This window comes from Legionella tucsonensis, assembly GCF_001468035.1.
Lineage (GTDB): Bacteria > Pseudomonadota > Gammaproteobacteria > Legionellales > Legionellaceae > Legionella > Legionella tucsonensis.
On the sequence record NZ_LNZA01000012.1, the window covers coordinates 80,582 to 106,683 of the forward strand.

The window sequence follows — 26,102 nt, forward strand, 5'->3', positions numbered from 1 at the left end:
GTTTCAGTGAACATGCTTTAGCATAAATCTGATATTTGAGTAGATTTCTCATTGCAAGCAATAAGCTACCATTAACTGATATCTATCAATCTTTTTTCAAAACAATCATTTTTTCTTTGGACATTTCTTTCATAGTCCAAGGAATTCCCCCTATGCCATAACCTGATTGCTTTAATCCAGCAAAGGGCATCCAATCAGCACGAAAGGCGGTGTGATCGTTAATGAGTACTGTGGAAGCCTCAAGACCTTCTGCTGCATTTAATGCAGGCTCTAAATCTTCAGAAAATACACTGGCTTGAAAGGCAAAGGGTAATGAGTTTGCGGTGTGAATTGCCTGGTCAATTTTTTCATATTCATAAACACAGGTTACCGGACCAAAAATTTCCAGTTGAGATACTTTAGCATCGGCAGCTGGATTGAGTAATACAGAGGGAATTAAAGTTGTTTCGGAAAGTCGACCGCCACCAAATAATGTTGCTCCTTTCGCTACTGCTTCATCGATCCAGGACATGACACGTTCGGTTTCACGTGGAAGAATAAGCGGTCCCACTTCAGTTTCCTTTAACAGTGGATCACCAACGTGCAGTACTTTAACCCGGTTTACGAATTCGTCTATGAATGGGGTAATAATGTTTTTATGAACAAAGATACGTTGTACCGAAACGCATACTTGTCCGGCATGATAATAACCTCCTTTGACAAGAGCTTGGGTGGTTTTCGATAAATTCGCACTGCGATCAACAATTACTGGGGCAGCACCACCATGCTCTAAGGCGCAACGAGCTCCTGAAGGAAGTTTGCTTTTTAGGTACCAACCCACTTTAGCTGAACCAATAAAGCTTAAAAAAGCGACACATTCATCGGTTGCAAGTTGTTCCGCTAAGTCATTATCTTCAGTGATGAAGGTTTGACACCATGCTTCTGCAAGTCCCGCTTGTCGTAATAATTCAATGAGCTCTAAACAACATAAAGGAGTTGTTGATGCGGGTTTAATAATTATCGGACAGCCTACCGCAATTGCTGGAGCTATTTGATGTACAATCAGATTAAGTGGATGGTTAAACGCCGAAATAGCGGCTACAACGCCAATGGGTTCTTTAATCGTGAATGCCCAGCGATACTCGCTCGCAGGGGTGAGTCCCATAGGAATTTCTTTGCCTGCAAAGTGGCGTAATTCTTCAGCGGCATCGTTTAATCCATCTATTGCACGTGTTACTTCGACTGCTGCATCAGTAAAGGGTTTCCCTCCTTCTTGTGCAATCAGCTTCGTAAAACGTTCTTGATTGGATGCTAATAATTCGGCAGCATGTTTCAGTATGGCCATACGTTCGTAAGGTTTGAGCCAAACATCACGATTTCTTATGGTTGATGCGGCTTTACTAAGTTTTGCCGCAAGTGCTTGTGCATCATCAGCGGAAATTTCTTTGATTAATGTTCGATCAAATGCACGTACCACACGAAGTGTTTTTGTCATTATTTTTCCTTTGGTGGCAGCCGCTCTTGTAATTCATCTACAAGAACACGTTTATTTTCTGAATAATCAATGGGGAAAACAACAAGATGGACTCCTCCATCCTTGAATGCGTTTTCCAGAATGGATTGAAAACTTCCAATGGATTCAACCCGGGTGCCTCGTGCTCCGTAAGATTCAGCGTATTTTATAAGATCAGGATTTGTAAAGGTCATGCCATAATCGGGGAAGTGATCGACTGCTTGTTTCCAGCGTATCATGCCAAATGCATGATCTTCGATGACCAGTACTACCAGGTTTAATTTAAGTCGAACTGCAGTTTCCAACTCTTGACTATTCATCATAAACCCTCCATCACCACACACAGCCATCACGCGACGATCAGGATACAAAAGTGAAGCCATAATTGCAGAGGGAAGGCCTGCACCCATAGTAGCAAGTGCATTATCAAGAAGAATTGTATTGGCCACTTGGGTACGATAATTGCGGGCAAACCAGATTTTATACATCCCATTATCCAATGCAAGAATCCCATCACGTGGCATTACTTGCCGAACATCATAGACCAAACGTTGGGGGGTGAAGCGATCTTCTGTAGCTCTTGCTGCAATTTTACTCAAAATCCCTTCCCGTAAATGAAGAAGCGCACCCGCATGGGGAAGGTTACCCTCAAGTTTATCTGCAAGCAATTTTAATGAAGGACCCATATCGCCAATAACCTCTGCTTGAGGGAAATAAACTTGTTCCACGGTGGCGGATTTGTAACTGACATGAATGACTTTAAGATGAGACCCCATAATAAAAGGTGGCTTTTCTATGGTACTATGGCCAATCGTGATAATCAGATCCGCTTGTTCTATCGCCTCATGCACATAATCGCGCTCTGAAAGTGCTGCGGTGCCCATATAAAGTTCTGTTGCTCCAGAAACAGTCCCTTTACCCATCTGAGTTGTAAAATAAGGAATTTTTGTTCGCGTAATAAATTGAGAAAGCGCATTGGTCGTTCTTGGCCGTGAAGTTGCAGCACCAAGCATTACGAGAGGGCGTTTTGCTTTTTTAATCATATCTGCTGCACGATTTAACGACTCCTCATTTGCTATAGGATATTCGAGAGGATGAGGAGGGATGAGTTCAACCTTTTGGCTTTTCTCCGCAGCAATGTCTTCAGGAAGTTCTAAATGCACAGGCCCCGGGGTTTCTTCTTGAGCGAGATGGAATGCTTCGCGTACGATGGTAGGGATCATTGAGGGGGATACAATCTGGCGCGACATTTTGGTTAATGGCTGCATTGTTGCCACCGTATTCACCATCTGGAATCGTGCTTGGCGCGAAGATAAAACACCTTTTTGCCCAGTAATCATAATCATGGGCATATGGCCAAGAAGTGCATAAGCTGCGCCAGTAGTAAGATTCAGAGCACCAGGGCCAAGCGTGGTCATGCAAACACCAGGCTTACCGGTTAATCGACCATATGTTGCTGCCATAAATGCAGCCGCCTGCTCGTGTCGTGTCAGGACCAGTTTGATTGACGAGTTACGGAGTGCTTCTACAACATCAAGATTTTCTTCACCAGGAATACCAAAAATGTGTTTTACTCCCTCATTTTCCAGGGCAGCAACTAAAAGTTCAGAACCTTTGGGCATCGTACTCCACCTATTTCAGAATATCCATATTTCAATATTATACTAAAATTAATAAAATTGTTTTCGCTTCCTGTCTCAGTGCTTAGATTTTCAATGCTTCTGTGCGACAACAAAACAGCAGTAATGCCAGTTCTTAGTCACTTCAACACGCACTGAATGACTAAAAATGGAACATAATAAATTTATAACATACACTTAAATAAGACGATCACTAAATGATTCAGTTAAAGAGTACTCCATTAGATTATAGATTTTTTAAGGCAAAAATATGAGTGACGATAAACTTGAAGCGCGCAAGAAAAAAAAAGTAGCACTAGTTGATATTGATGGGTGTCTTCTTATAAACGGTGAACTAAATCTCAATCTGGTCAAACGACTACGTGAAGGTGGTTATGACGAGATTATTTTATTTACTCAAAGAAGTAAATTTGTTCAGTCATTGAATTTACCTACAAAAGCAATGACCGACGATAAACTTAAAAGCACTGCTGATGCAGTTGCCAGCCTTTCAGAGGAACTTGCAGGTAAGCCAATTAAAGTATCTACTTCTGTAGATTATATGTTTGGTAAGCAATTCGCCTATTTTGAACAACTCAAATCGTTTGAAGAACTTTTTCTTGCGAATGCAAACAATCGAAAGAGATTAGGTATGCATGAAGATTATGTGAAGCAAATAGAGGGACTGAAGAAAAAATTAGAAACAGCTGAAGAACCTGAACATAGTAAATTAAATAAAGCAAAACTTGATCTTGAAAAGTTATTAATTCCAGAAGCAGAGCTGGCAGAGATATATAAATTAGAAGCTCAAATACAGCAAGAAATTAAAAATGAAAAATCAGCCATAGCTCAGTATGTAAAGGAGCATCCGGAATATAAAACTACGGATCCAGAGGGCTATCCAGTTAATAAGCAACAACAGCTAAAAGAATTACGTAAAGAATTAACTCAAGATGGTTCTGAACTCGAAGAAGATTATTTTGATGACAGTTATCTCAATTTACTTGAGTTTGAAGATCTTGAGACCCCCCCCAATCGTTTTATGATATTGGGAGATAATATGATTCCTTTTAAACAGGTTGGAGAGGATCTGAAAAAGATAAATGCAGAAATAACACAGCTAAGAGTCGAATACGAGAAGGTAATACGAGATACGCTTGGAATGAATGTGTCAATTGTTCTCGAAATGAAAAGCGTGCAAATTAACGATCTGCAAGAGCCACACAAAACAGCGGTTACTAAGTTACAAAAGTTGGTGCAGATACAAGATTGGATAAACAACGACACTCAAAAAAGTCTTGGGAAAGGCTTAGCCACTGCTCAACATTATATGTCCTCAAAGGCATCTCCTAATATTCAAGATCTCAAAGAGGAACTAAAAAAAACCTATATTAAAACGGTTTATAGTCCTGCAAATTTAGAAAAACCGAGAAAACATGATTATGAAGTCACAACAGAGACTGTTGTCAATGCTTCTCAGGAATTCAAATCACGATATCAAAATATGAAAGGAGATGAATTAAAGACCCATATTTTATTAAATTTTAAATCTAAAATTGAACAATTTAAGACTACAGAAGAAATTCAAGAGTATCTAAAGGCGTTTAAGGATACAAATGAGTACAAAACACTTGAGATTGGTCAAGGAGCATTTACCCGAGTAGCTCATAAATTGGGTTTAAAAAAATGGATTACCACAGACTCCGTGGATGCAATCGATAAAATTGTTAAAGATACAATGAAAAAAATTGAGGAAAAGGGGATAGAACATCCTGAAATAGGACAAATATAATAAATAGTAAGTGTTTGTTTTTCGGATCTTGTGTAAATAAGATTTTCATTTGAATTCGCTGTCATGCTCCATAGCTTGAGAAACTAGTGGAAATGGCTATGAAGTATACGAGGAGGAGCTACCACATCCCTGTGGTTTTGCATCTTCCGTGACGCTATAAATTCCTTTTAAGACATCCATTGTCATTCCTCGTTCTTGTTAAGCATATCAAATTTTTTTAAAAGGTCATGGTTATACTTGCTTAAATTCTTGTAAGAAATTTCTTAAATTGATCATACATGCCTTTTGTACTGTCCAACACTCTGTTAAAAAAAATAAAGTAATGAGTAAATGGAGTATCACTATTATTGTAAAGCAGTTTTACTCTTGAGGTAATCGTGCTATGTTGGATTCGGGTAAAAGTTTTTTGCTAATGCTTTAAGTAAGAAATATCTGCTAACAAGGAATAACAATGCTAATTCAAGAATGGCCTGCTCATGATTATGCAATAGGTTCTTATATTCAAGCCAGCATCGCAGATAATTATTTAAACTATTTAACTATAAAACCGACGGATCAGGTATTGGACATCGGTTGTGGGAATGGAGTTTTCAGCCGCAAAATTTTAGATAAAATTCCTCACGGTTCGCTTCTTGGGATAGATGCTTCTGAGAATATGTTGCAATTGGCCAGAAAAGCAATGGCGAATTACCCTAATGCGAGTTGCCAACAAGCAGATGTGTTAACAATGAAATTCGATAAGCAGTTTGATTACATCGTATCATTTTGGTGTTTACACTGGTGTGCCTTTGATATTGAAACCGTTTTTTTAAATATTTATCATGCCTTAAAGCCTGGAGGAAAGGTTTTAACTCTTTTTCCTTCGGGTGATGATTCTTTCATGAGAAGCTATCACACTATAAAATCGTCCGGAGAATTTAGCTGTTTAAATCAATTTACGCCCCCTGTAGATTTCCAGAATTTCCATCATTTGGAAGAAAGAATGCATGCGCTTCCTTTTCAACAAATCATAGTGGAGCATTTTAAGCATGAGCTTATGTTGCCCTCTCTGGATATTTTCCGTAAGTTTGTGAATGGACTTGCATTTTTTCATGGTCAAATCCCATCGGATAAAATAGGGATCCTCAATGAAGCGTTAGTAAGGGCATATGAGCAAGAGTGCCATGAAAAACATCAAGATAAATACGAGTTCATCTTACCCATTTATGTGATCAGAGCTGAAAAATAGCGGTTTTTTTATTTCCTATGAAACATACTTTTAATAAACAGTATACCTCCAATTATCCTTTTACTATGTTTTTATAATCGAAACAGTGCAGACATCTCTTAATATATTCAACCATCTATTTTTCGCTAAGGGAAAAGCAATCAGAATAGCCCAGAAAATTTTTAGATATTCCCCAAATAAGGTCACTCGTAACATTATTATTCCTTTTTATGATCGTGTTAATTCTTCATGTGTCTCATTCTTATAGCGTTTTATTTTTTTAAATAAACGGAGTAACTTGATATTGAGCTTATTTTCTAATTCAGCAAGGGGTATTTGATGGTTGTCTAAATGCAAATCTTTAACAGAAGATTTACTGGCAAATAAAATATAATTGTCGCTCACTGTTGGACAAATAAACAGATCAGCAAAATAATCTTGCATGCATTGAATAAAAAAGGAATCCAGTTTAGGAAGCTCATGAAAATTGATAACCAGCCAACCCAGATCATCCAAAACACGATAAGTATGCTCTATAAATTGTTGCTGAATTTGAAATAAGTCCATTCCGTAATCAAGATATAAGTCAGCAAAAACTATTTGAGTATTGTTACTTTTTTGAAATTTGAGTGCAATTTGTGCATCTGCAATCATTATTTCGATGTTTTGGGCTTTCGGTAATTGAAAAAAATCTATTGCTGCATCATACACTTTTTCACGTAACTCGATACAAAAAAGGAAGCATTCAGGTAAAAGAAAATGAAGACAGTGAATTAAACTTCCTCCACCCAATCCTAATAAAGTGATATGTCTTGGTTTAACAAATGCAAGTACTAACACCATGACACGAGTATATTCATGTACAGGAATATGAGGATACTGAATGTAAATGCCGGTTTGATCGTAGACTGGATCAAAGTTTAACGCTCTAATATTCCCTTTATCGACTATGAAAATATCTCCCCAAGAATCCTTTGTACGATAAACGATAGAATTCCCAAAAAAATCATTATTATTTAAATTCTTAGAGCTCAATTTTATGTCCTTTGCTACAGCAAAAGGTTCTAGTATTCCATATCATGCTCTAAGACACTATTCCCCTATTATCTTCACTAAGACTCTTTTATCGCGACATCCATCGAATTCACCATAAAAAATTTGCTCCCAAGGTCCAAAATCAAGCTTTCCTTCCGTAATCGCTACGACAACTTCCCTGCCCATTATTTGTCTCTTGATATGGGCATCGGCATTGTCTTCTCCAGTATTGTTATGTTGATAATGCGATATGGGTTCATGGGGTGCAATTTGTTCCAACCATTTTTTATAATCTTGATGCAAACCTTCTTCATCATCGTTAATAAAAACAGACGCAGTAATATGCATTGCATTCACTAAAACAAACCCCTCCTGAATACCGCTGTCGTTTAAGCATTCGCGTACTTTATCGGTTATATTTATAAATCCCATGCGACCAGGAACATGAAACCATAATTCTTTTCTATAAGTTTTCATTGAAGTATCCAAGTTATTAACAAAATAAATTTTATAGTGGAACCCGGGTTTGAATTACCTTCATTCCGGGTTACCATGAACCGGATTTACATAATCCGAGCGCAAGAATAGAAACAAGCCAATTAAAAATGCTGACTTAACTATTTGAGAGTAAGTTGTTCTGAAGTTGTGTGCGCCGTATTATTGTCACTAGGTTTAAAGAACTGCTGCCCAGAAGATACTGCTTGTTTACTTAAATAATCTAAGAACTCATGCATTAGAAGTAATTGATTTTTAAAATCCTCTTCCAGCGCAGTATTATTTAAGCGTTTTTCTTCAAACATTTTAATTGCAAGCTTAAGTGCTTCTACAGGTTCAAGAGGACCGCTGTTTTTATCTTGATAGGCGTTCAATTCGGAAGATATTTCACTTTGAATAATAATATAGGGTAAATGACTCTCTATGGCATTATAAAAGGTATGGGTAAACAAAGATTCTAATTTATCTTTGAGTTCGAGTTGATCTTTTACAAACTGACCGATGAATGCGTTTTTAAGAGCAATGAAACCAGTTAGTGTTTGTCCCATGGAGTGTTGTTTGGATATCAATGGCCTATGACTAAATTTTTTGAGATTATCATTGATGTAAGGGTAGTAATCCGCACTTTGCCCCTCACGAAACTGCATTATCCCCTCACTATAAAACCATGCTGTCAGTTTATTGTGTTCTAAGGGAGTTGTTTCGGCAACTTTACTGATGAAAGCGCGCATTTCTTTTTCGTAAATGCTAAACGTAGAGAAATTAGGCATGAAAGATCCTTATTCATTAAATTTAAAAAATGAAAGACTACAGAAAATATCAAGAGGGGTAAAGACTTGTCTTATAAAAAACAAAACCTTAAGATTTTATGGAATATATATGCTAATTGATTTAATAAAAATTTATTTATAAATGATATTTAATTTGGTCATAGAGAGAACCTTCTATTCCTATATGAAAAAAACCATCAAAGGTGTGTAACGGTATTTCCATTACCTGCGCAAAAGTATGATAAATGGAGTTGCTATTGATGGTAGCTGATAAAGGAATTGTGAATCCGTAAGGGGGATAATTAAGGTCCAAATCATTAATTGTTTTAATTGCGTTTATTCCTTGTAGCCAGTGGTGGACACAATCTTCTTTTAGATACACAGTGCGATGGACATGAATAGGTAATGCAAAAGTTCCTTGTGGCAAACCGTATTGATTGGCAAATTCAGTATCGTAGGCAATACAGTAGGCTTTTAAACTATGATCTTTGTTATATCCAATAGGTACTATATTCCCGCTTTTTCTTGACGTAGCAAGCCCATGTAATTGGGCAATTACGTTATTACTTTCAATTTCTCTTAAAATCCAAAAATCATGGGCAAAACGATTAAAAAATGGGATTGGTAACTGAAACATGGCTGCTTGAATACAATATCTTCGCATAAATATCTCCCAGTTTAACGTGTCCCTAAATTCTGTCTCTTTCTGACGGTCCTATCATGCCGAGCATAGAGCTCTACTTTGTATTTTAGTACAGTCTATTGGTGAATTTAAAAATTCGCTTAATGGATAAAATATAGTCTAACCACACATAAATTGAATATAATCATTAAGTTATTATATATTTCCTGGATTTTATAAAGCATATACTTCGAGTAAAAATGGGAGAAGAGTTAACTTATGAAGAAACAGTTTTTCGTTTTTAAGATAGGTATGAAAGTTCATTTTTATGTTTTGCACATATCTAGAATTTCTGGCAATATTCGGCATGAATTAAGGATTAAGGAAGATCATGTTGTGTCGATAAATCTAAATTCCCGCTATTTTAAATCTCTATTAGCAAGTTTATTACTCTCTTTTTGTCAAATTATTGTTGCTGGTACTCCTAATGAAAAAGAAAAGAATATATTGCACTATGGTTATGCGATAGCTAGTCAAGATGGCTTTGGCTTTATTTCAAATGATAACCAGAACAAATTATTTCTGCATGGTCTTTATCAATTTGACCAAGATGTTTTTTTCAATGTAAAGGGATTGACCATAAATAATGGTGTCGAAAGTACCGAGATGATTAACCAAGAGAATGTTGACCGATTTTGGATGAGACGTGTACGCCCCATTTTTAATGGTACTTTCTTGAAATATAATGATTTCTTATTCACTCCGGATTTTGGCCAAGGTCAAGCTCGCTTATTTGATGCCCTTATTGATTTGCATTATTTTGAAGTGTTCGGTTTAAGAGCCGGCAAACAAAAAAGCCTCTTAACAGGATTTGATCGATTGAGAGGAGCGGCTACGAACAATACAGTGGAACGTGGTTATGCAACGATGATGGCGCCAAGTAGAGAATATGGTTTCGTATTCTACGGAGCTGTAGGTCCAAAGCGAAAAACCACTCAATCTCCTTATAATTATAAATACAACAAATTTAATGACTGGTTTTCTTATGAAGTGGGGGTATTAACAGGGACTTTTGATAATACCAATCCCGGATTAAATCCTGTTACGCCCACTACATTTAATTCAGAGACAGCAACTTTAGCGAATAAAGTATTTGAAGTTCGCTTGTTTACTAATCCTTTTTTAAGTGGTTCTTTGCCACTTTTAAGAAATTTAGGAGTTGGCATCGCTGGGAGTACAGAAGAAGTAAACAATCAAAGCAATCCACCCGCTCTAGTTTCTGTTGGCCAAAATCCAATTTTCTTTTATGAAATAGATGTACATGGGAATGGGCCAAGAAAAAGACTACATCCTCAAGCTTTTTGGTTCCTAGGGCCTTTTGGTGTATTTGGTGAATGGACACAAACTCAGCAAACTCTGTCTAAAGGGCTTGTTTTCTCCAACGCTGATGATCTTCAATTCATTGCTGTGACGAACCATGCGGCAGAAATTCAAGTGGTTTATAATTTGACTCAAGAACCCTTTACATTTGGGTCGTTAAAACCTAATCGCAATTTCTCTCCTAGAGAGAGGGGGGCATGGGGTGCGTTTCAATTAGTCGCGAGGTGGTCACAATTAGCGATGGATAATCGTATTTTTAATTCTTTTACTACTGAAGAAGAGCAAACTAATTACACCTTTGCTGATCCTAGGCTATCCGTACAAAGAGCGAATACCTGGGGAGTAGGGATTAATTGGTTTTTAAATAGAAATATGGTCATTATGACAGAATATGATCAAACTAATTTTGTTGGGGGGTGTTCAACAGGAGGGATTAATGCCCCTGAGACACCAGGATGCTTAACCGCTGGCGACTATGCAACCGCTTCGACAAGTAAAGTGAGAAACCGTCCCAATGAACGTGTGATTATGCAACGGTTTCAATTATCTTTCTAGAAAGATAGTTTCAACTTTCAATTATCATAAAAAAATCAAACATACTAATTACTATAAATCAAGCGCTCTAAATTCAGCTGATGCAGAAGGTGTGTTTTGTGGTATTTTTACTTTAAAAAGCCCATGTTTCTTTAATGGTAATCCAACTTCAGGAACATGATTCATATCAGATTCCTGAGCACTTTCTATGCAATCCATGGTTAAGTTGTTCTTTTTTGTTGGATTATCATCAATTTCTAAGCCGATTTTTGAGAGGGTATCTAGCTCCAAGATGTTCTCTATTTCAGGCTCATGATTCGCTCCTGCACTATGGACCATTTTACAGTCTATTGTTTGCTGATGGCTTTTTTTGCTGTGTAATTGTTTACTTAGATAGTCAGCAAGTTCATTTTGACCACTTGAAACCGCTTTATTAAACGCAATCCTGAGGGATTTTTTTTGTGGTACGTTTATAGGAAGCTCACATAAATATCGAGCAATTTGGGGGATTTTAAGTTTCACTGCTAAAATTAGCCTTTCTTCAATATCTCTTTGATTAAGTGAATCCATTTCATTGTTACAAAAGTAATCAACAATGCTCAGGTTTCCACTTTTTACACCAAGAAGAAAGGCATGTTTTATAACCGATTTTCCAGGGGAATTCTGTTCTAAACTACGGAGGAAACTAAATAGTTCCACTTGCGCCTGCTTGGCTGCCAAATACATTGCTTGATTGATAACATATTGAGTCGGTTTGTTCTTAATTGCCAGGGAGCAAAAAAACTCAACTAGAGTTGCTTTTCCGGTTTTTACAGCAGTCATAAATCCTTGATTTACCAAAGATTGATTTGGTGGATAACTGGATGAGTTATATAAATAGCTAATAGTTTCCTTATGCCCATTAATGATTGCCTGTTCAACAGCTTTTTCAATAATTGCTCGCGGCAACTTTTCAGGTAAATCATGAAGACGTTGAACTATTGGTAAATGGCCTGATTGAGATGCTTTTACAAACGCTCGGTGGATCACGTCGGGGCGTGGGATGTTTGTTGATAAAGTACAAAACCGTTGCATTGCTTCCACCTGCATTGTGTTTGCAGCATGAGTAAATGCTTTTTCAATAGTTAACAGAGAGGGAGGATGTTTTTCTGAGTCCGCAATAAATAGGGCTATATCCCAAAACTCCAATTCGACTGCTGAGTTAAATAATTTATTAATCACTGATTGAGTTGGCATCTTGTCAGAAAAGATGTAAAAATATTCAACAACATTGAGTTTGTTATTTTTAATTGCTTGATTAAGAATTTTCATCACTTCAGCAGTGGAAGGTTCATAATCATAAGTGTCTAAAAGGTATTTTATAATTTTAATTTGGCCATGCTCTGCTGCTTGGAGTATAAGTGTTTCAATCTCATCTTTACTCAAGTGCACTTTATTAATTCGGCAGAGCCTATCTACAAATTCCCATTGATTTGCTTTTACGGCGGTAATTATTGCTACATTAAAAGTTTCTGGAGCAATTTGATCTTTCAAAAAAGCGAGTAATCCAAGATTGCCATGTTGTGCGGCTTTAAGGAAAATTGTTTTGCCTTCATATTCTTTTTTTACCCAATCAAGCCGGTGTACTGGATAATTCTCCAGTTTGCTAATAATTTGCTCCCTAATCGATTCATTATCGATGACCGCAAGAATTTCAATAAGAATACGCTCGTATTCGCTTACTCCATTTTCTGCCACTACAGGAGGAGGGGATAATGATTCAATAAAGGCATCCAGATCAAAATAGTCTCTATGATAAAAAAAAGTAATTTCGGCAATTTTTACCTGAAGAGCATATTTATGATTAAGATTGAAAGTATCTTGCGGTGAAATGAGATCAAATACAGCAAGTTTTCGAGTTGCATCAACCCAGATATCTTCGATAATATGATAATTGTGGCTGCTGAATGGAGGTTTAGTAGCTTGTTCAATAATACAATCATTGACTTGCTTTTTTATTTGTTCACTTTTTTGGCTAAGTATTAGCTTGCAATCTGGGTATTTTCTTAACTGACGCAATAATTTTTCATCTTCTAATAGAAGAGGATGGTGCACAAGATTATCGATAATTGCTTGGAATACGAGTTGCGCCATCGGATTTTTTTTCTTCGAAAGCAACGAGAATAAAGCCATTAATTGAAAAATAATTTCTTGCTCAGAAGTATGCCGTACTGTGATTTGATGGATAAATCCGGTAACGTTTTTTTCATTGATGTATTCAAAAAGATTTGGTTTATAAGGTAATAGGTGAAATACAGCTCCTTCATTTTTGGACAGTAAGTATTGTGCTGTATGATCATCGATTAAAGCAGCTAAGTTCTCTAGGACTTGAGGAGAGGATTCGTGAGCAATACTATTAATAAGCCTGGGAATTTCATTTGTTACAATTTCTGGTTGATTCAAGGTTTGTCTTAATGCTTCCAACCAGTTTAAATTTTTATGATCTACCGAAGTGATTACTGCTGCAGTTAGAAAAGTCGGACCAAAAAGTTCATGTAAGGCCAAAAAATTCGATGTTGTTAATGAAAATTCTAAGGATTGTGATTTTAATGGGATACTCTGAAGTTTTTTCTCGCTTAGAATCCCATTAAGTGCATAATGTTCAAATCCTCGTTCATCACTACCAATTTGTTGGGCTGTTTCCACAAGTAGTTTGGCCTCTGGGAAGAGACTGAGCAGAGCATATAACTGAAAAACTTCGCTATCCTCTGAGTGCAAAGTAAATAAATGATATTTAAGAAAATCATGAAGTAAATAGGTTTGGAGAATTTGTTTTGTACTGACATGACGCTCTAACAACCAGAGTATTAATGCAGTAAACTGTTCTGTGTCACTAAGCCACTCTCTACATAATCCAATGATTCCTAGAGGATTTTTTTGATTGGATAATTTTTTGCTTAAATAACTTAAAAGGTATTCAACTCGTTTCACTGCTGCATCACGTTTTTGTTCACATAACACAAGTTCAACCCGTTTTTGAATTTCAGGATGATTTTTAAATAAGGTTTCGTTTTGTTGATAAAAAGAAAGAGCATTTTCCTTGTCGTTATGCAATAAAGCCGCAAATAACTCATTCAATTTGGCATTCAGATGGAGGTCTTCCTTTTGCGTTTTAGGCAGTAGATATTTTAAGGTGACTAATATTAAAGAACTTTTGGGAGCCACTGTGAATTGTTGGCTGCAAAACTCAAGATAATCCATATATAAGATGTGCTTTTCTAACTTGCTTTTGGCATCACTTGTTTCAAGGCCGCTTAATTTGGCAAATCGTACTTCACTTAGAAGCATACGGTTTATTCTTTCTGCTTGAGATTGTTCCGATTTGAGAAGCTCTTTTGATAGGTATTGATTGACGAGATGAAAAGATTCTTCATCTCCTTGAAACCAGTTAAACAAGTCATTAATGAGCATATTTTGGTCCGAAAGGGTAGCATGAGAATAAGATGTACCACAAATGGCCTCTAGTCAAGACATTATTTATACTTTAAGACTTCAATTTGATCTTAGTGATATTTAAACGCGGCTCTTATGAAAAAAAAACATTAACAAGTTAAAAATAAATCAAATAAGTGGAGGGTCATGACACAAAAAAGATTTAAAAATTCATTAATTATCAATACCTGCTAATCGTGGCTCTAAAGTAAATAAATATGACAGCAGTGAATATAGAGTGCCTCTCAAAAAAGCGATTTCATGATGAATTAAGAGAAATTATCCTAGTTAGATTTAAGATGATAATGTGGTTTTTTAGTTATTCGATTACAAGTGTAAGATGACTATAAAACAAATGAATTAAGTCTGATTAATGGGCACATAATCAGACTTATAAGCAGACTAATACGAGGAGGTTAACCACGTCCTTGTGGTATAGCATCTTCCATGAGCTATAAATTTCCTTATTAAGACATCCATTGTCATTCCTCGTATGTTAAGCTTAACAAAATGTTCTAAATTATCATCGCCTTTTTGTCTCATATTTGTGTAAGAAATTTCTTAAACTGGAGATAGAACAAGCAAGGGAATAACTTCTTAGCTGCTCTTTGTGAGCAAAAATGAATCGTTCACACTGTATTGCTGTGAAGAATAGAAGGATTTTTGTTATGAAAATATCAAACATAAGAATCTTCCATGTCGTATTATTTGTCTTTGGTTGTAATGACATAGTTCTTGCCCACACTGATTTGCATTATAAAAATGTTCATAGTTCTATGGCTGTGGCCAATCAAAATGAAAGTGGCACTACAGCAAATAATGGTTATACGACGCCTCCAGCGTTTTGGAATTTATATTATGATTTTACTGGAAATGGAGATGCACAATACCCTAAGGAAAAAATCAATATTTCTCAAACTTTATTCCAGTCAGAACTGCAAAAAAACAGTAACCTAGTGCAACAAGATAATGGTTCATTGATCTTGTTTATCAATTCAACACTGTATATTTATAACAGTGATCATCAATTAGAGCTGGAGCAATTGATGCGTACTGCCCCAAACTCGGGCTTTACGGAAATGACTGCAGTATCACATATTGGTCCAGCGTTGATGTATCTTGCAAAAATAAAGGAAAATGGTGATAGCAATTGGAAGCCGCAAATGGAAAACTTACTCAAAGATGTTAAAGCGGTAAAAGAAATAAATACGCAAACAGAAAATAACTGGTTGGAACAAGTTAATGCGCCTGCTTGGAAACCGCATTTAACTTTAATTCATAATATGATTGATTATGCTTGTTCCATGGCAGGTAATTACATGAGTGAGGTTCTTGGTGAGAAACAAATATTTGATATGAACTCGTTACAAAATAATTTTCTTGATGGGAATAATACATATCCAATTCCTTATAATAATGTAATGGTTGGCACGTTTATGTTAACCGCTTTACAAAGCATGGATGAGCTTCAACATAAAATAGCTCAATTAAATATTGATTGGCCCAATGCAAAAGTAATCATTCGTTTTGTTGCCGGATCAAATGTTTCGGCGGGTGTGACTAAAGACAGTAATTGGTTGGTTCCCTTTGTTGGGGCACTTTCCAATAACACCTTGCCCTCCGATAGAATTTATATCGCTCCTTATGCAGCAGTTAAATCTTCATTAGGTGAAAAAAAAATACCTCCTGCTGATTATGACTATTACAATAATATATGGGCATCGAGGCATAATCGCACACTAATCGCTAATAAAGTTTTTACCAATATTCCCAGTATCTTTTTACCTGATCGTCCCGCAATACCCGGTGATTATGCTTATTCAAAACAACCTAAGATTGAAGATTTTTTAATACGGTTAAAATTTTCATTAGCAGATCCAACGCAAATGTTGTCAAATACAGTAGGATTTTGGATGGCTGGTGAACTTGCTGCAAAGAGCTGGGATTACAATGAAATAAGTATTCCTGGCCTTACCACTGGATTTCCCCAAGGCATATCCGCTTATCCTCAGGATAATCCAAGGATTCAATAGTGACTAAAAAATTACTGATAGGTGTTGTCTTTTTTTTTGCATTACCAGTTTGGGGGCAAGCAAAAGAGGCGATGCTTTCCCCCTATCAATACTTAAAGACATCGGGTGCAAGAGGTATGACGCCGTTTACGATTGATGGTTCTCAATATATCGCTGTGCCGCAATTAGCTCAGGATGTGTCTAATACTCCAGCAAATATTAATGGTGGTAATGCTGATATTGATGTGCTTATTTATAAGTGGATTGGGAATAAGTTTATGTTATATCAAAAAATCCCAGGACATGGTAATGAAGGCACTGCCTTTTTCAAAATCAGAAATCAAGCTTATCTTGCTACATCTTCAATACATTCAGGAGCCAAAGCTCCATATAACTTGAATACCTATGCAAAATTATATCGCTGGGATGGCCACTATTTTTATCCAATTCAGCAATTTTTTACCTATGCCTCTAAAAGTGCTTATGCTTTCTCTATTGAAAAACGACACTTCTTGGCATTTGCTAATGGAGTTGTTTTACCTAACAGTAAAATAACAAACAATACCGATTCAATCATTTATGAATGGAACGGTAAAAAATTTGTTCCTTTTCAAACTCTTCCTACAAAGTGGGGTTATGGATGGGATTTTTTTTCGTTAGATGGCGCTTATTATCTAGCACTCACAGATCATGTGAACGCTTCAGCTATTTATCGTTGGAATGGAACAAAATTTATTTTATTCCAAAGCGTTCCACAAGCTGGTGGACGTGCATTTACTCATTTTACTATAGGTGGAAAATTTTACTTGGCATGCGCTAATCTTCTTAACGCGTCAATTATTTATCAGTGGGACGGTAAGCAATTTCAACTGTTTCAAGTGTTAGAAGGTTTAGGTGGTCGAGATTTTGTATTTTTCTCAAATCATGGCAAACATTATTTATTTCGGATCAACTTTATTACCGGGTCTAGAGCGAATCCGAAAACGAAATTATTATCCCAGTTATATCAATGGATAGATGGTAAATTTCAGGTGATACAAAACATTACAACCTATGGTGGAGTTAATGCTGCGGTTTTTACGGTTAATAGCCAGCATTACCTAGGTGTGGCTAATAGCTTAAGTGAGCAGTTACGATTTCGTACAGATAGTGTGATCTACAAAATAAACTTTGTTAACTCAAAGAGGTCAAAGGGAAAGCCTTAAGTTTTTCTCCATTTCTTTTAGTTCAGATTGATCGAGAGGAAAATAAATTGTCCAAGGTTTTATGGGCAAGGGTAAAGTATCTGTGCAGTAAGTTTTTAATGTTTTAGCTGAAATATCAATACCAAATTCATCAACCAGTACTTGTTGACCTTCTTCAAAGCTGGCTAAAACTTTTTCTGTGTATACTTTACCCTCATTTGCTGAATATTTTAACTGTTTTGATTGCGCATCCCAAACCAATGATTTTCGACCATGCTCTGTAATTATCCCAATAACTGTTTTGACATCACGTATCGCAAGTTTTTCTGGATGCCGTTCTAATTTGAGCAAGTTCATTGCTGCTTTTTCTTCGCTTATAGGAATCAAATCAGTCTGCATTAAGAGAAACCATCCTTTTCTTGTTTTCTTCTCGAGAACATGGATGTTATCAATAGGGTAAAACTTAAATTCATCTTCGTTTTGAGCAATCGATTCATTTTTTCCCGTAATGAGTATAGGGAAGCGAGGGGCTGAAGATCCTAATCCAGGATCCAGAAGAAACTTTTGCGCATCAATTTGCACTGTTAATATAAGGTGAGTAGGAGGGAACTGAAGTATTTCAGGGGCATTAGGGTTCGCTCCTAGAAGAACTCGTGCGGCACAAAGTGAAACGGTATACCCCAGTTGTGATAATGCATCGAATAATAAACCAGCCGTTTGAAAGCAATATCCTCCATCTTTTGCAGAAAGCAAATCTTTATAACTAAAAAAAGACAATGAATTTCTTTGAATAAGATGTTGTTTGGAAATTTTTCGTAATTCAAAGTTTGAATATGGAAAAGTCTGGACATGAGCGAAATAAATTTTTCTTAAAAAATCAATTTTATCTTCATGCGAGGTATCAGTTAGCGAAGGAGTAATAATTTTTATTTTTTTAAGGTATTCTTCTAAATTTATTTTTCCCATGATTAAGATTTTAGATGTAGTGTTTCGTTAATATAAGGTACTTAATATTTTTATTTAATTCCAGTGGGACTCATAATCACCTATAAATGTCGCTCACTTTTTTACTGGTGAGAAAAGAATTTAATTTTTTCTTTCATAGTGTGTTTTGTTAATCAATCCTTAAGCTTATCTGTTTTACACTGATAAAAAGTCAAGAGGAGATTACCATGTCAAACAAGAAACTAACAGAGCGTTTGAATCAAGAGCTTGATGAGCTTGGTGTTCCTGCCTTAATGACAGAACGCGTGCAAGTGTGCTCTAAATTATTCCAATTACCTAAATTTAAAATTGAAGCGCTGCTATATGGTGTTGCTTTGGATTCCAATTCCATGCAAAAAATTGCCAATGAGCTTGAGGTAAGTATGGATTGGTTGTTTGGCGATGATAAAGGAAAAACAACGCACTAGGATAAGTTTAGAATAGCCTGAGTACAGCAAAACGATGTGACTCGGGTTATTCAAAAACTCACCAGATTCAAGGTAAGGGGCATTTTTATCAAGTAATTTGGAACAAATGGTTAATACCCATTTTAAGTAGCGTTTTTGATAATCAACCACTTCAATTGATTCTGGTTGATCTTTAAAAGCATATTGACCTTGGTAATATTGCGTTGAGGGACATCACAAAAATGCAATGCCATTTTTTAAAGTAGAATCTGTATATTGAGAAAATAACTCTTTTACAGAACCTCTAAAATATTTTGCTGCTTCATCTCGATGTGAGTTTGCAGCATTGTTTGTTACTACTGCAGCACCTTGGTCATTCAATTTTTTTATTAATTGAATGACGTCTCCATTAAATAAGTGAATTCCTGGTGAAAGGAGGATTCTTCTTTATTTGTTTTTAGCCTGGTTGATGCGACGGCATTACTGTCCAGCTCAAGAAGATGTATTAATTTATTTATATTTTCTTCATTATCTATTGCGACTATTAATTGATTTATGATTCTAAAAAGGTCTTTTCGGATTCAATGGAAACAGAAGATTTTATTATCTCTTGAATTTGTTGTGTATTGTTTTTAATTTATTGAGCCAGAAAATAGGTTTGGGTGCACCAATACTGTTTTCTCGCAACAATTTGTTGCTCATGAAAATTAAGTGAGGTCATCATGTCCGCAAATGCCTGATAGTGGCTTTGTTGGGCTTATCGCATTTATCCAGTGTTTTTGATGGGCCTGAGAACAGTGCATGCACAGTGTTCAGTCCAGCTTTAAGGAATCCAGAGAAAAAGCCAAACACGAATGCCTACGAAAAGCACTGAATATATATAAAATAATCTTATAGATCAAATAAATTGCATTTTATCCATAATGATTTTCCCTAATTCGTTAAATGGATTATATTAAAAGTACATAAAACAAGGAGTGTTTTATTATGATAAAAAAATCTCTAAAAAATTTGAGCGGCATAGTCCTAGTTTCTTTTTCAATTCAAGCGTTTGCTAATGATATGATTAAAGTTCATGTAAAAACCAATGAGAAAACAGCCGCGGCTTTAGGTTTTAAAGTGGATGGTAAACGATCAGGGTCTCGAGGCAAAATTCATTCAGGGAAAGGACCAGCAAATAGGGAATATATATTTGGGTATAGAAAAAATTCGGCATTCGGCCCCGATGTTTTGTGTGGTTCTAAAGTGCTGACAAAAGACAGTGCGGTGACTTTAGTGATTGCAAATGATCACTGCTCCATTGAAGTAAATTAAATAGGAGCTAAAAATTAGCAGTTATTTAGAATGATATTTGCAAGAATTTTTTATTTCTCTGCAAGGAGTTTATCGGGCAGATAACCCCGCATCCTCAATCATGTGTTCGTAAATCAAAACCAGAACGGAGCCTTGATGAACCTCCAAAACGATTTCGGGCAATTGAGTTCGATTAAAACATGATGTTTTTCCTGGAAAGGAAAGAGGAGTGTTATTGAGCTCCCATTGTAAACCTTTTGAGGATAGAGTTGCTTTAGGTATTCCCATTAATGAAATTTTTGTCTGAGTAGGTAACAAATAATTCATCCTGCATTGTTCATGGAGAACAAAACCTCTTATGGGAGGGGCATATAAAAGACAGTTTGTTTCCATAAAAATATTCATGTTATTCAGTATATGATCCAAATGCCCACCATTTATGCCAACAATAATGGCAGGGAGTAAATCATTATCTTTTAAATAACCTATTGCTTTTTGGTAATCACTTTGATTTTGATCTGGTGAATGAAGAAAAGGATGCTTTTCCAGAATCATTGGCTGGACAGAATCCAAATCTCCCATAATTAATTGAGGACAAACTCCACGCGCCAATAAACTGTTTGCGGCCCCATCAGCGGCAATGACGGGTAGGTTCATCCTATTAAAAAAAGAGGATTCAGGTAAATCTCCATTGAGGCATAAAATAGATTGATATCCTGTTAAATTAATTACATCGTGCATCATAATGTCTTTTCAAGAGAATAAGCAGTAGACTGACAATCAAACCCACTACATTTGCACTGATCACAAAAAAGGAATCTGTGCTGCTCCCATAAATAATCCATGCTACAGAACAAATGAAGTAATTAATCAACATGATCATGGAGAGATCTTGAGTTGACTTGGTTTTTAAGGATTTGATAATTTGTGGCAACAAACCAATAAAAGAAGTAATAAAAGCAATAATACCTGAAAACAAAACAATAGACACATTTTCCTCCGCTCAGACGAATGAGATCAGGTTCAAAGGGTTGGGTTATCCTCTCAGCCATAATGGGCACCCCCAATGTACAAATATTATTCTACCATGAAAGCGCTTAACTCCTAAAGCCAAATTTAAGAGTGATCGAAGATTTTGTTTAATGAATTGATGGAGTCGTTACAAATCAGCAAGATTAAATGTTATTCATGGTTAGAGGCTTATCTGTATCGGGATCTGATTTTGAATTCTGCATTTTACTCAAACACTCTCCAACCAAAATCGCCAATTTAGTTCGGTTTTCTAATGACGGTAAGCATTGATCAAGTTCTGTGGGTAACGTTTTAGAAACCTCAGGCTCCTCATCCTCTAGCTCATAATGATTTGCAGAGAGGACTCGTCCCCTCATAACTCCTTCTTTGACGGAGCCGCCATAAGCTTTTAAGTTATCTTTCCATGTCGAAAAAGGGAAAAAGCTCCTAGACCAAGGGTCAAGAATATAATCATCTACAATTAAAAAAGCATGATTTATTCCAAATATGGCGACTTGAAGTTTTCCTGTAAATCCCCCTGCTCTTAATAATAACCCACTGGCGTAAGCCATTTCCTGACAATTTCCACAGCCAGTTTCCATCGCTCTTAAACTTTGTTCATAAAGACTTAAACCTTTATTCTGATAAGAACGTATAGTCTGTTCAATGTCACCATTTTCAGGATAACCATCGGTTTTTAACGATTCTCGTGTCGAACTTCTGGAAATCAAAGAATTAATAAGTTCAAGAGTAATTTTTACTTTTGCTTCAGTTGATGAACTTTTGTCAAATTGAAATGAAGAAAAATTAAAGGACATAACAATCCCAAATATTGGTTTGTTTTTATACATATAGAACAAGGTGGTTTTAAATTCAAATACCTTTTATTAAAAAATTATATGTTACTTATGGATTTTAAATTTTAAACCAACATTCATTAGATGAACTTCATAACCAATGTTCATCTATATGAGAAGTCAAATCAACAGTTTAAAATAAAGGCATTTATTACTAAAAAACCAGCTTTAAGTGCTCCCAGTACTGGTTATAGAGCATGATGGTTTTTTCGCCAACATCATGCTGGAATTGACCTTTTTCCATGATGGCTCTGGGTGGATAAATCATGGGATTATCTTTAATGGAAGCGGGTAATAAAGCCCTTCCTTTTGCATTAGTAATTCCATGTCCTTCTCTTAAAGCGATTTGTGCACTGGATTCTGCTTTAAGAATGAAATTAATAAATTGCAGGGCCTCTTTCCGATGAGGCGGATTTTTAGGAATAGCCAAACAATCAACCCAGATAACAAAACCATCTTCAGGATAGACAAACTCAATTGCTTTATTCTCTTCATGTGCTTTAAATGCATCACCATTCCATGCAGAACCTATTGCTGCATCTTCATCGATCATAATGGCCTGAATACTATCACTCGCAAATAATTTAATATTAGGTACAAGTTGCAATAAATGCTCATAGGCTTTTTTAATATGCTCTGGATTTGTATCATTGGGATCAAATCCAAGGCTCATCAAGGCAATTGCAAAAATTTCGCGTGAGTCATCCAAAAGCATTAGTTGATTATGCCATTTAGGGGCCCACAATTCTTTCCATGTTTTAGGCGGCTTGGTTACCGTACCATGATTAAAAAAGATACCTGTTGCTCCCCATATAATTGGCACACTGTAGAGGTTGCCGCGATCATAATCATTATTCACAAAACGTTCATCCAGATTATTCACATTGGGCAATTGCTGGTAATCAAGCCGTTCCAACATCCCTTGTCGTTTCATACGTTCAACAAAATAAGCGGAGGGAAGAATCACATCATATACAGTGTACTGACTTGCCTTTAATTTGGCGTACATTGTCTCATTACTGTCATAGGTAGAAAAATTAACCTTAATTCCAGAGTCGCGCTCAAATTGCTGAATCAACTGTTTGGGGATTTCTCCTCCCCAAACATATACATTCACAACAGGGGTGGAAAATGCTTTAGAAGTAAAAAAGACCAGCACTAATAAGAAATAATTCATACTTGTTTCCCTGAGAGACGATGAGAAATGATCACCAAAATCATGGATAAAACAAATGTAATCGAACATAAAGCGTTAAGCTCAGGAGTAACACCAGCACGTACTAATGAATAGATAGTCAACGGCAGAATGGAAAAATCAGGTCCTGCTACAAAATAACTGATGATGACGTCATCAAAGGATAAAGTAAAACTTAAAAGAAAAACACTTAATACTGCTGGCCATAATAAAGGCAGTAAAATTCGCGTTAACGCAATGTAACGACTGGCTCCCAGATCTAATGCGCCAAAATAAATATTAGGATTTAAAGTATTAATTCGCACATTAATCATGACAATTACAAAAGGAATACAGAAAGTAACGTGGGCAATTAATAAGCTTAAAAATCCCATGGGTATTTTGGTGATATTAAAGAAAACTAATAAGGCAACACCAAGAACTAAATCAGGAATAATAATCAGTGTTAACAAGACGGCATATAAAATCTGGCGGTGTTTCGAGCGAAATAAAAATAAATGGATGGATGCTAACAAACCTATAGTGGTTGCAATTAATGCGGAGATAAGACCCAAAATGATGGAATTAAAAAAGGCGGTCCATAAGCCGCGATCCTGAAATAATTCATGATACCATTTTAAGGAAAAGCCATGCCATTGGAGTGAAAATTTTGCATCGTTAAATGAATATAAAACCAATACAGCGATTGGAATGTAAAGCAAGGTATAAACAAAAGAAAGAAAAAGGCGTTTCATTAATGAGTTCATTGAACGCTCCTATTCTTCTGACGTCGAAAAATAAGAAATAATAAGAGAAGCAATGTGGTGAGCACCACGCTGGTAGCAGATCCTTGAGGCCAATCACTTAAGACAAGAAACTGATTTTGAATTAAATTACCCAGTAAAATGGAGCGTGCTCCTCCTAAAACATTAGGGATGTAGAATAAAGTCATTGCTGGTAATAGAACTAGCAAACAGCCTGATAAAATGCCTGGTGCAGTATTAGGTAAGAACACGCGAGTAAAGATAGACCACTTATTTGCCCCCAAATCTTTAGCTGCTTCAAATAAACGGAAATCAAAACGTTCCATATTCGTGAAAATAGGCAGTACCATAAAAGGAAATAGGTTGTAAACTAAACCAATAATCACTGCAAAATTGGTATAAAGTAATGAAAGGGGTTCGTTAATTAAATGTAATTTCAGTAAGAGTGCATTTAAAATGCCCTTATACTTCAAGATGGCAATTAAAGAGTAAGTTCTTATTAGGGAACTTGTCCAAAAAGGGATGATAATCAACAGCAACAAGATGGATTGTTGTTTTGATTTAATCATCAAGTAGCTAAATGGATATGCAATAAACAAACACAACAGTGTTGCAATAGATGCAATAAATAAAGAACGAAAATAAATTTTTGCAAAAACTGGAGTAAATAGAGTTGCGTAATTTTCCAGGGTAAAAGGAAAGGCAACAAGATGCATGCTGTCTTTAGAAAGAAAGCTGGCGATGAGCATCATGAATAAAGGAATAAGGCCAAAAACAATTAACCAAAAATACAGTATGTAAAGTGCAAAAGATTTAGTCTTCATAAGGTAGTAAAACCTCCCAACCGGGTAACCACTGCACCCACACTTTCTCAGAAAGCGTATATTCCAATTTATCATCGTCCTCATCAAAAAACTCTGAGGCGTTAATTATTTTTCCTGATGAAAGTGCGACTTTGAGATCAACGGTTGAGCCTTTATAAATAATATCTACAATATGACCCGGTAGCATTCCTTCATGGGTTTCAACTTCAGATAAACTCCAGACTCTGATATCTTCTGGGCGTACTATCAAATGCAGCCGATCGCCGATGTGATAATTACCGCTATTTTTACAAAGTAAAGGGATTTCCTCGATAAATGTTGTCAGATCGTGATCGTGCAGCGAATGAACGTGCACATCAAATATATTGGCCTCACCAATAAACATTGCGACATAGAGATTTACAGGCGTTTCATAAACACATTTAGGGGTTCCTATTTGTTCAATGTGTCCATGATTAAAGACCACAATGCGATCCGACATGGATAATGCCTCTTCTTGATCATGAGTGACAAAGATAAAGGTCATATTCAGAGTTTTCTGCAATTGTTTTAATTCGGATTGCATGGCTTTTCTAAGTCTGTAGTCGAGAGAACTTAATGGTTCATCCAATAACAATACTTGCGGTCTATTGATAATTGCACGTGCAATGGCCACTCGCTGTTGTTGTCCTCCACTCAATTGCTTTACATTACGCACTGAAAACTCTTTAAGCTGCACCAGTTTTAATGCATCAAAAACACGCTCTTCAATTTCTTGATCGGGAACTTTCTTACACCGTAAAGCAAAAGCAACATTCTCATAAACGGATAAATGGGGGAAAAGAGCATAACTTTGAAACACTGTATGCACGTCCCTTTTTTGTGGTGATAATTGGTTAACACATTTGCCATTGATGTAGATTTCGCCTTGTGTAGGGGATTCAAAACCGGAAATAAGACGTAGCAACGTGGTTTTCCCACAACCTGAAGGACCAAGTAACGTTAAAAATTCACCATTATTAACGATTAATGATACATCATTTAAAATGGGAGTATTACCGTATGATTTGTAAACATTCCTAACTTCAATGAGTGGTGTTGTCATGTGCAATGTTAAATGAAAAAGCTATAATTATCGTCATTGCTACTTGTCTTGTCCAGCAAGTTTGTTGTAAAAAAGGATATACTCCAAATTT

Annotated in this window: 22 protein-coding genes and 1 riboswitch; of the genes, 7 read left to right on the top strand and 15 right to left on the bottom strand. The window is 36.1% G+C overall.

Going from position 1 to position 26,102, the window contains the following annotated elements; translation table 11 throughout:
- Positions 1-85: 85 nt before the first annotated feature.
- Both Ltuc_RS14355 and Ltuc_RS14360 read right to left on the bottom strand, forming a co-directional pair.
- The gene (locus tag Ltuc_RS14355) at positions 86-1,474 is read right to left on the bottom strand and encodes an aldehyde dehydrogenase family protein (RefSeq protein WP_058522045.1); all 1,389 of its coding nucleotides are present in this window, start codon (positions 1,472-1,474) and stop codon (positions 86-88) included.
- The gene (locus tag Ltuc_RS14360) at positions 1,474-3,114 is read right to left on the bottom strand and encodes an acetolactate synthase large subunit (RefSeq protein WP_058522046.1); all 1,641 of its coding nucleotides are present in this window, start codon (positions 3,112-3,114) and stop codon (positions 1,474-1,476) included. The genes Ltuc_RS14355 and Ltuc_RS14360 overlap by 1 nt, the downstream gene beginning before the upstream one ends.
- Positions 3,115-3,382: 268 nt before the next feature.
- Here Ltuc_RS14360 and Ltuc_RS14365 point away from each other — a divergent pair, with 268 nt between their 5' ends.
- Both Ltuc_RS14365 and Ltuc_RS14370 read left to right on the top strand, forming a co-directional pair.
- The gene (locus tag Ltuc_RS14365; RefSeq protein WP_058522047.1) at positions 3,383-4,903 is read left to right on the top strand and encodes a hypothetical protein; all 1,521 of its coding nucleotides are present in this window, start codon (positions 3,383-3,385) and stop codon (positions 4,901-4,903) included.
- A gap of 451 nt (positions 4,904-5,354) precedes the next feature.
- Complete coding sequence (locus Ltuc_RS14370) at positions 5,355-6,131, top strand: class I SAM-dependent methyltransferase (RefSeq protein WP_058522048.1); 777 nt, start codon at positions 5,355-5,357, stop codon at positions 6,129-6,131.
- A gap of 207 nt (positions 6,132-6,338) precedes the next feature.
- Here the strand turns inward: Ltuc_RS14370 and Ltuc_RS14375 are convergent, their stop codons facing one another.
- The 4 genes from Ltuc_RS14375 to Ltuc_RS14390 all read right to left on the bottom strand — a co-directional run bounded on the left by Ltuc_RS14375 (position 6,339) and on the right by Ltuc_RS14390 (position 9,074).
- Complete coding sequence (locus Ltuc_RS14375) at positions 6,339-7,145, bottom strand: class I SAM-dependent methyltransferase (RefSeq protein ID WP_058522049.1); 807 nt, start codon at positions 7,143-7,145, stop codon at positions 6,339-6,341.
- 57 nt (positions 7,146-7,202) lie between these two features.
- Positions 7,203-7,622 (bottom strand): secondary thiamine-phosphate synthase enzyme YjbQ, encoded by a 420-nt coding sequence (locus Ltuc_RS14380; protein ID WP_058522050.1) that lies wholly within the window; start codon positions 7,620-7,622, stop codon positions 7,203-7,205.
- A gap of 140 nt (positions 7,623-7,762) precedes the next feature.
- Complete coding sequence (locus Ltuc_RS14385; protein WP_058522051.1) at positions 7,763-8,410, bottom strand: hypothetical protein; 648 nt, start codon at positions 8,408-8,410, stop codon at positions 7,763-7,765.
- A 136-nt stretch (positions 8,411-8,546) separates the two neighbouring features.
- Entirely contained in the window at positions 8,547-9,074 is a 528-nt protein-coding gene (locus Ltuc_RS14390) for a hypothetical protein (protein ID WP_058522052.1), read from the bottom strand.
- A 354-nt stretch (positions 9,075-9,428) separates the two neighbouring features.
- On the opposite strand from Ltuc_RS14390, the gene Ltuc_RS14395 reads away from it, so the two are divergent.
- A complete protein-coding gene (locus Ltuc_RS14395; RefSeq protein WP_162264370.1) occupies positions 9,429-10,967 on the top strand; it encodes a porin in 1,539 nt (512 codons plus the stop codon).
- A gap of 51 nt (positions 10,968-11,018) precedes the next feature.
- On the opposite strand, the gene Ltuc_RS14400 is transcribed toward Ltuc_RS14395, so the two are convergent.
- Positions 11,019-14,396, bottom strand: coding sequence for an ankyrin repeat domain-containing protein (locus Ltuc_RS14400; RefSeq protein WP_058522054.1), 3,378 nt, complete (start codon positions 14,394-14,396; stop codon positions 11,019-11,021).
- 689 nt (positions 14,397-15,085) lie between these two features.
- Between Ltuc_RS14400 and Ltuc_RS14405 the strand changes: the two genes are divergently transcribed.
- Positions 15,086-16,450, top strand: a complete 1,365-nt coding sequence (locus Ltuc_RS14405) for a DUF5624 domain-containing protein (RefSeq protein ID WP_058522055.1) — start codon at positions 15,086-15,088, stop codon at positions 16,448-16,450.
- Complete coding sequence (locus Ltuc_RS14410; protein WP_058522056.1) at positions 16,450-17,634, top strand: hypothetical protein; 1,185 nt, start codon at positions 16,450-16,452, stop codon at positions 17,632-17,634. Before Ltuc_RS14405 ends, Ltuc_RS14410 begins: the two co-directional genes overlap by 1 nt.
- On the opposite strand, the gene Ltuc_RS14415 is transcribed toward Ltuc_RS14410, so the two are convergent.
- Positions 17,617-18,579: an arylamine N-acetyltransferase family protein gene (locus Ltuc_RS14415; protein ID WP_058522057.1), complete on the bottom strand. Its 963-nt coding sequence runs from the start codon at positions 18,577-18,579 to the stop codon at positions 17,617-17,619. The genes Ltuc_RS14410 and Ltuc_RS14415 overlap by 18 nt on opposite strands.
- A 206-nt stretch (positions 18,580-18,785) precedes the next feature.
- On the opposite strand from Ltuc_RS14415, the gene Ltuc_RS14420 reads away from it, so the two are divergent.
- The gene (locus Ltuc_RS14420) at positions 18,786-19,025 is read left to right on the top strand and encodes a hypothetical protein (RefSeq protein ID WP_058522058.1); all 240 of its coding nucleotides are present in this window, start codon (positions 18,786-18,788) and stop codon (positions 19,023-19,025) included.
- Positions 19,026-19,991: 966 nt separating this feature from the next.
- Positions 19,992-20,318, top strand: coding sequence for a hypothetical protein (locus tag Ltuc_RS14425; protein WP_058522059.1), 327 nt, complete (start codon positions 19,992-19,994; stop codon positions 20,316-20,318).
- 69 nt (positions 20,319-20,387) lie between these two features.
- On the opposite strand, the gene Ltuc_RS14430 is transcribed toward Ltuc_RS14425, so the two are convergent.
- The 7 genes from Ltuc_RS14430 to potA all read right to left on the bottom strand — a co-directional run bounded on the left by Ltuc_RS14430 (position 20,388) and on the right by potA (position 26,011).
- On the bottom strand, positions 20,388-21,038 hold the full coding sequence (locus Ltuc_RS14430; protein ID WP_058522060.1) for a thiamine diphosphokinase: 651 nt from the start codon (positions 21,036-21,038) through the stop codon (positions 20,388-20,390).
- Positions 21,022-21,288, bottom strand: a complete 267-nt coding sequence (locus Ltuc_RS14435; protein ID WP_058522061.1) for a SemiSWEET family sugar transporter — start codon at positions 21,286-21,288, stop codon at positions 21,022-21,024. The genes Ltuc_RS14430 and Ltuc_RS14435 overlap by 17 nt, the downstream gene beginning before the upstream one ends.
- Positions 21,275-21,372: riboswitch (TPP riboswitch) on the bottom strand. It overlaps the preceding gene by 14 nt.
- A 100-nt stretch (positions 21,373-21,472) precedes the next feature.
- Positions 21,473-22,126, bottom strand: coding sequence for a hypothetical protein (locus Ltuc_RS14440; RefSeq protein WP_058522062.1), 654 nt, complete (start codon positions 22,124-22,126; stop codon positions 21,473-21,475).
- A 193-nt stretch (positions 22,127-22,319) separates the two neighbouring features.
- The gene (locus tag Ltuc_RS14445) at positions 22,320-23,342 is read right to left on the bottom strand and encodes an ABC transporter substrate-binding protein (protein ID WP_058522063.1); all 1,023 of its coding nucleotides are present in this window, start codon (positions 23,340-23,342) and stop codon (positions 22,320-22,322) included.
- Entirely contained in the window at positions 23,339-24,106 is a 768-nt protein-coding gene (locus Ltuc_RS14450; RefSeq protein ID WP_058522064.1) for an ABC transporter permease subunit, read from the bottom strand. The genes Ltuc_RS14445 and Ltuc_RS14450 overlap by 4 nt, the downstream gene beginning before the upstream one ends.
- Entirely contained in the window at positions 24,103-24,927 is an 825-nt protein-coding gene (locus tag Ltuc_RS14455) for an ABC transporter permease (RefSeq protein WP_058522065.1), read from the bottom strand. Before Ltuc_RS14455 ends, Ltuc_RS14450 begins: the two co-directional genes overlap by 4 nt.
- Positions 24,917-26,011: a spermidine/putrescine ABC transporter ATP-binding protein PotA gene (gene potA, locus Ltuc_RS14460; protein ID WP_058522066.1), complete on the bottom strand. Its 1,095-nt coding sequence runs from the start codon at positions 26,009-26,011 to the stop codon at positions 24,917-24,919. Before potA ends, Ltuc_RS14455 begins: the two co-directional genes overlap by 11 nt.
- Positions 26,012-26,102: the final 91 nt, after the last annotated feature.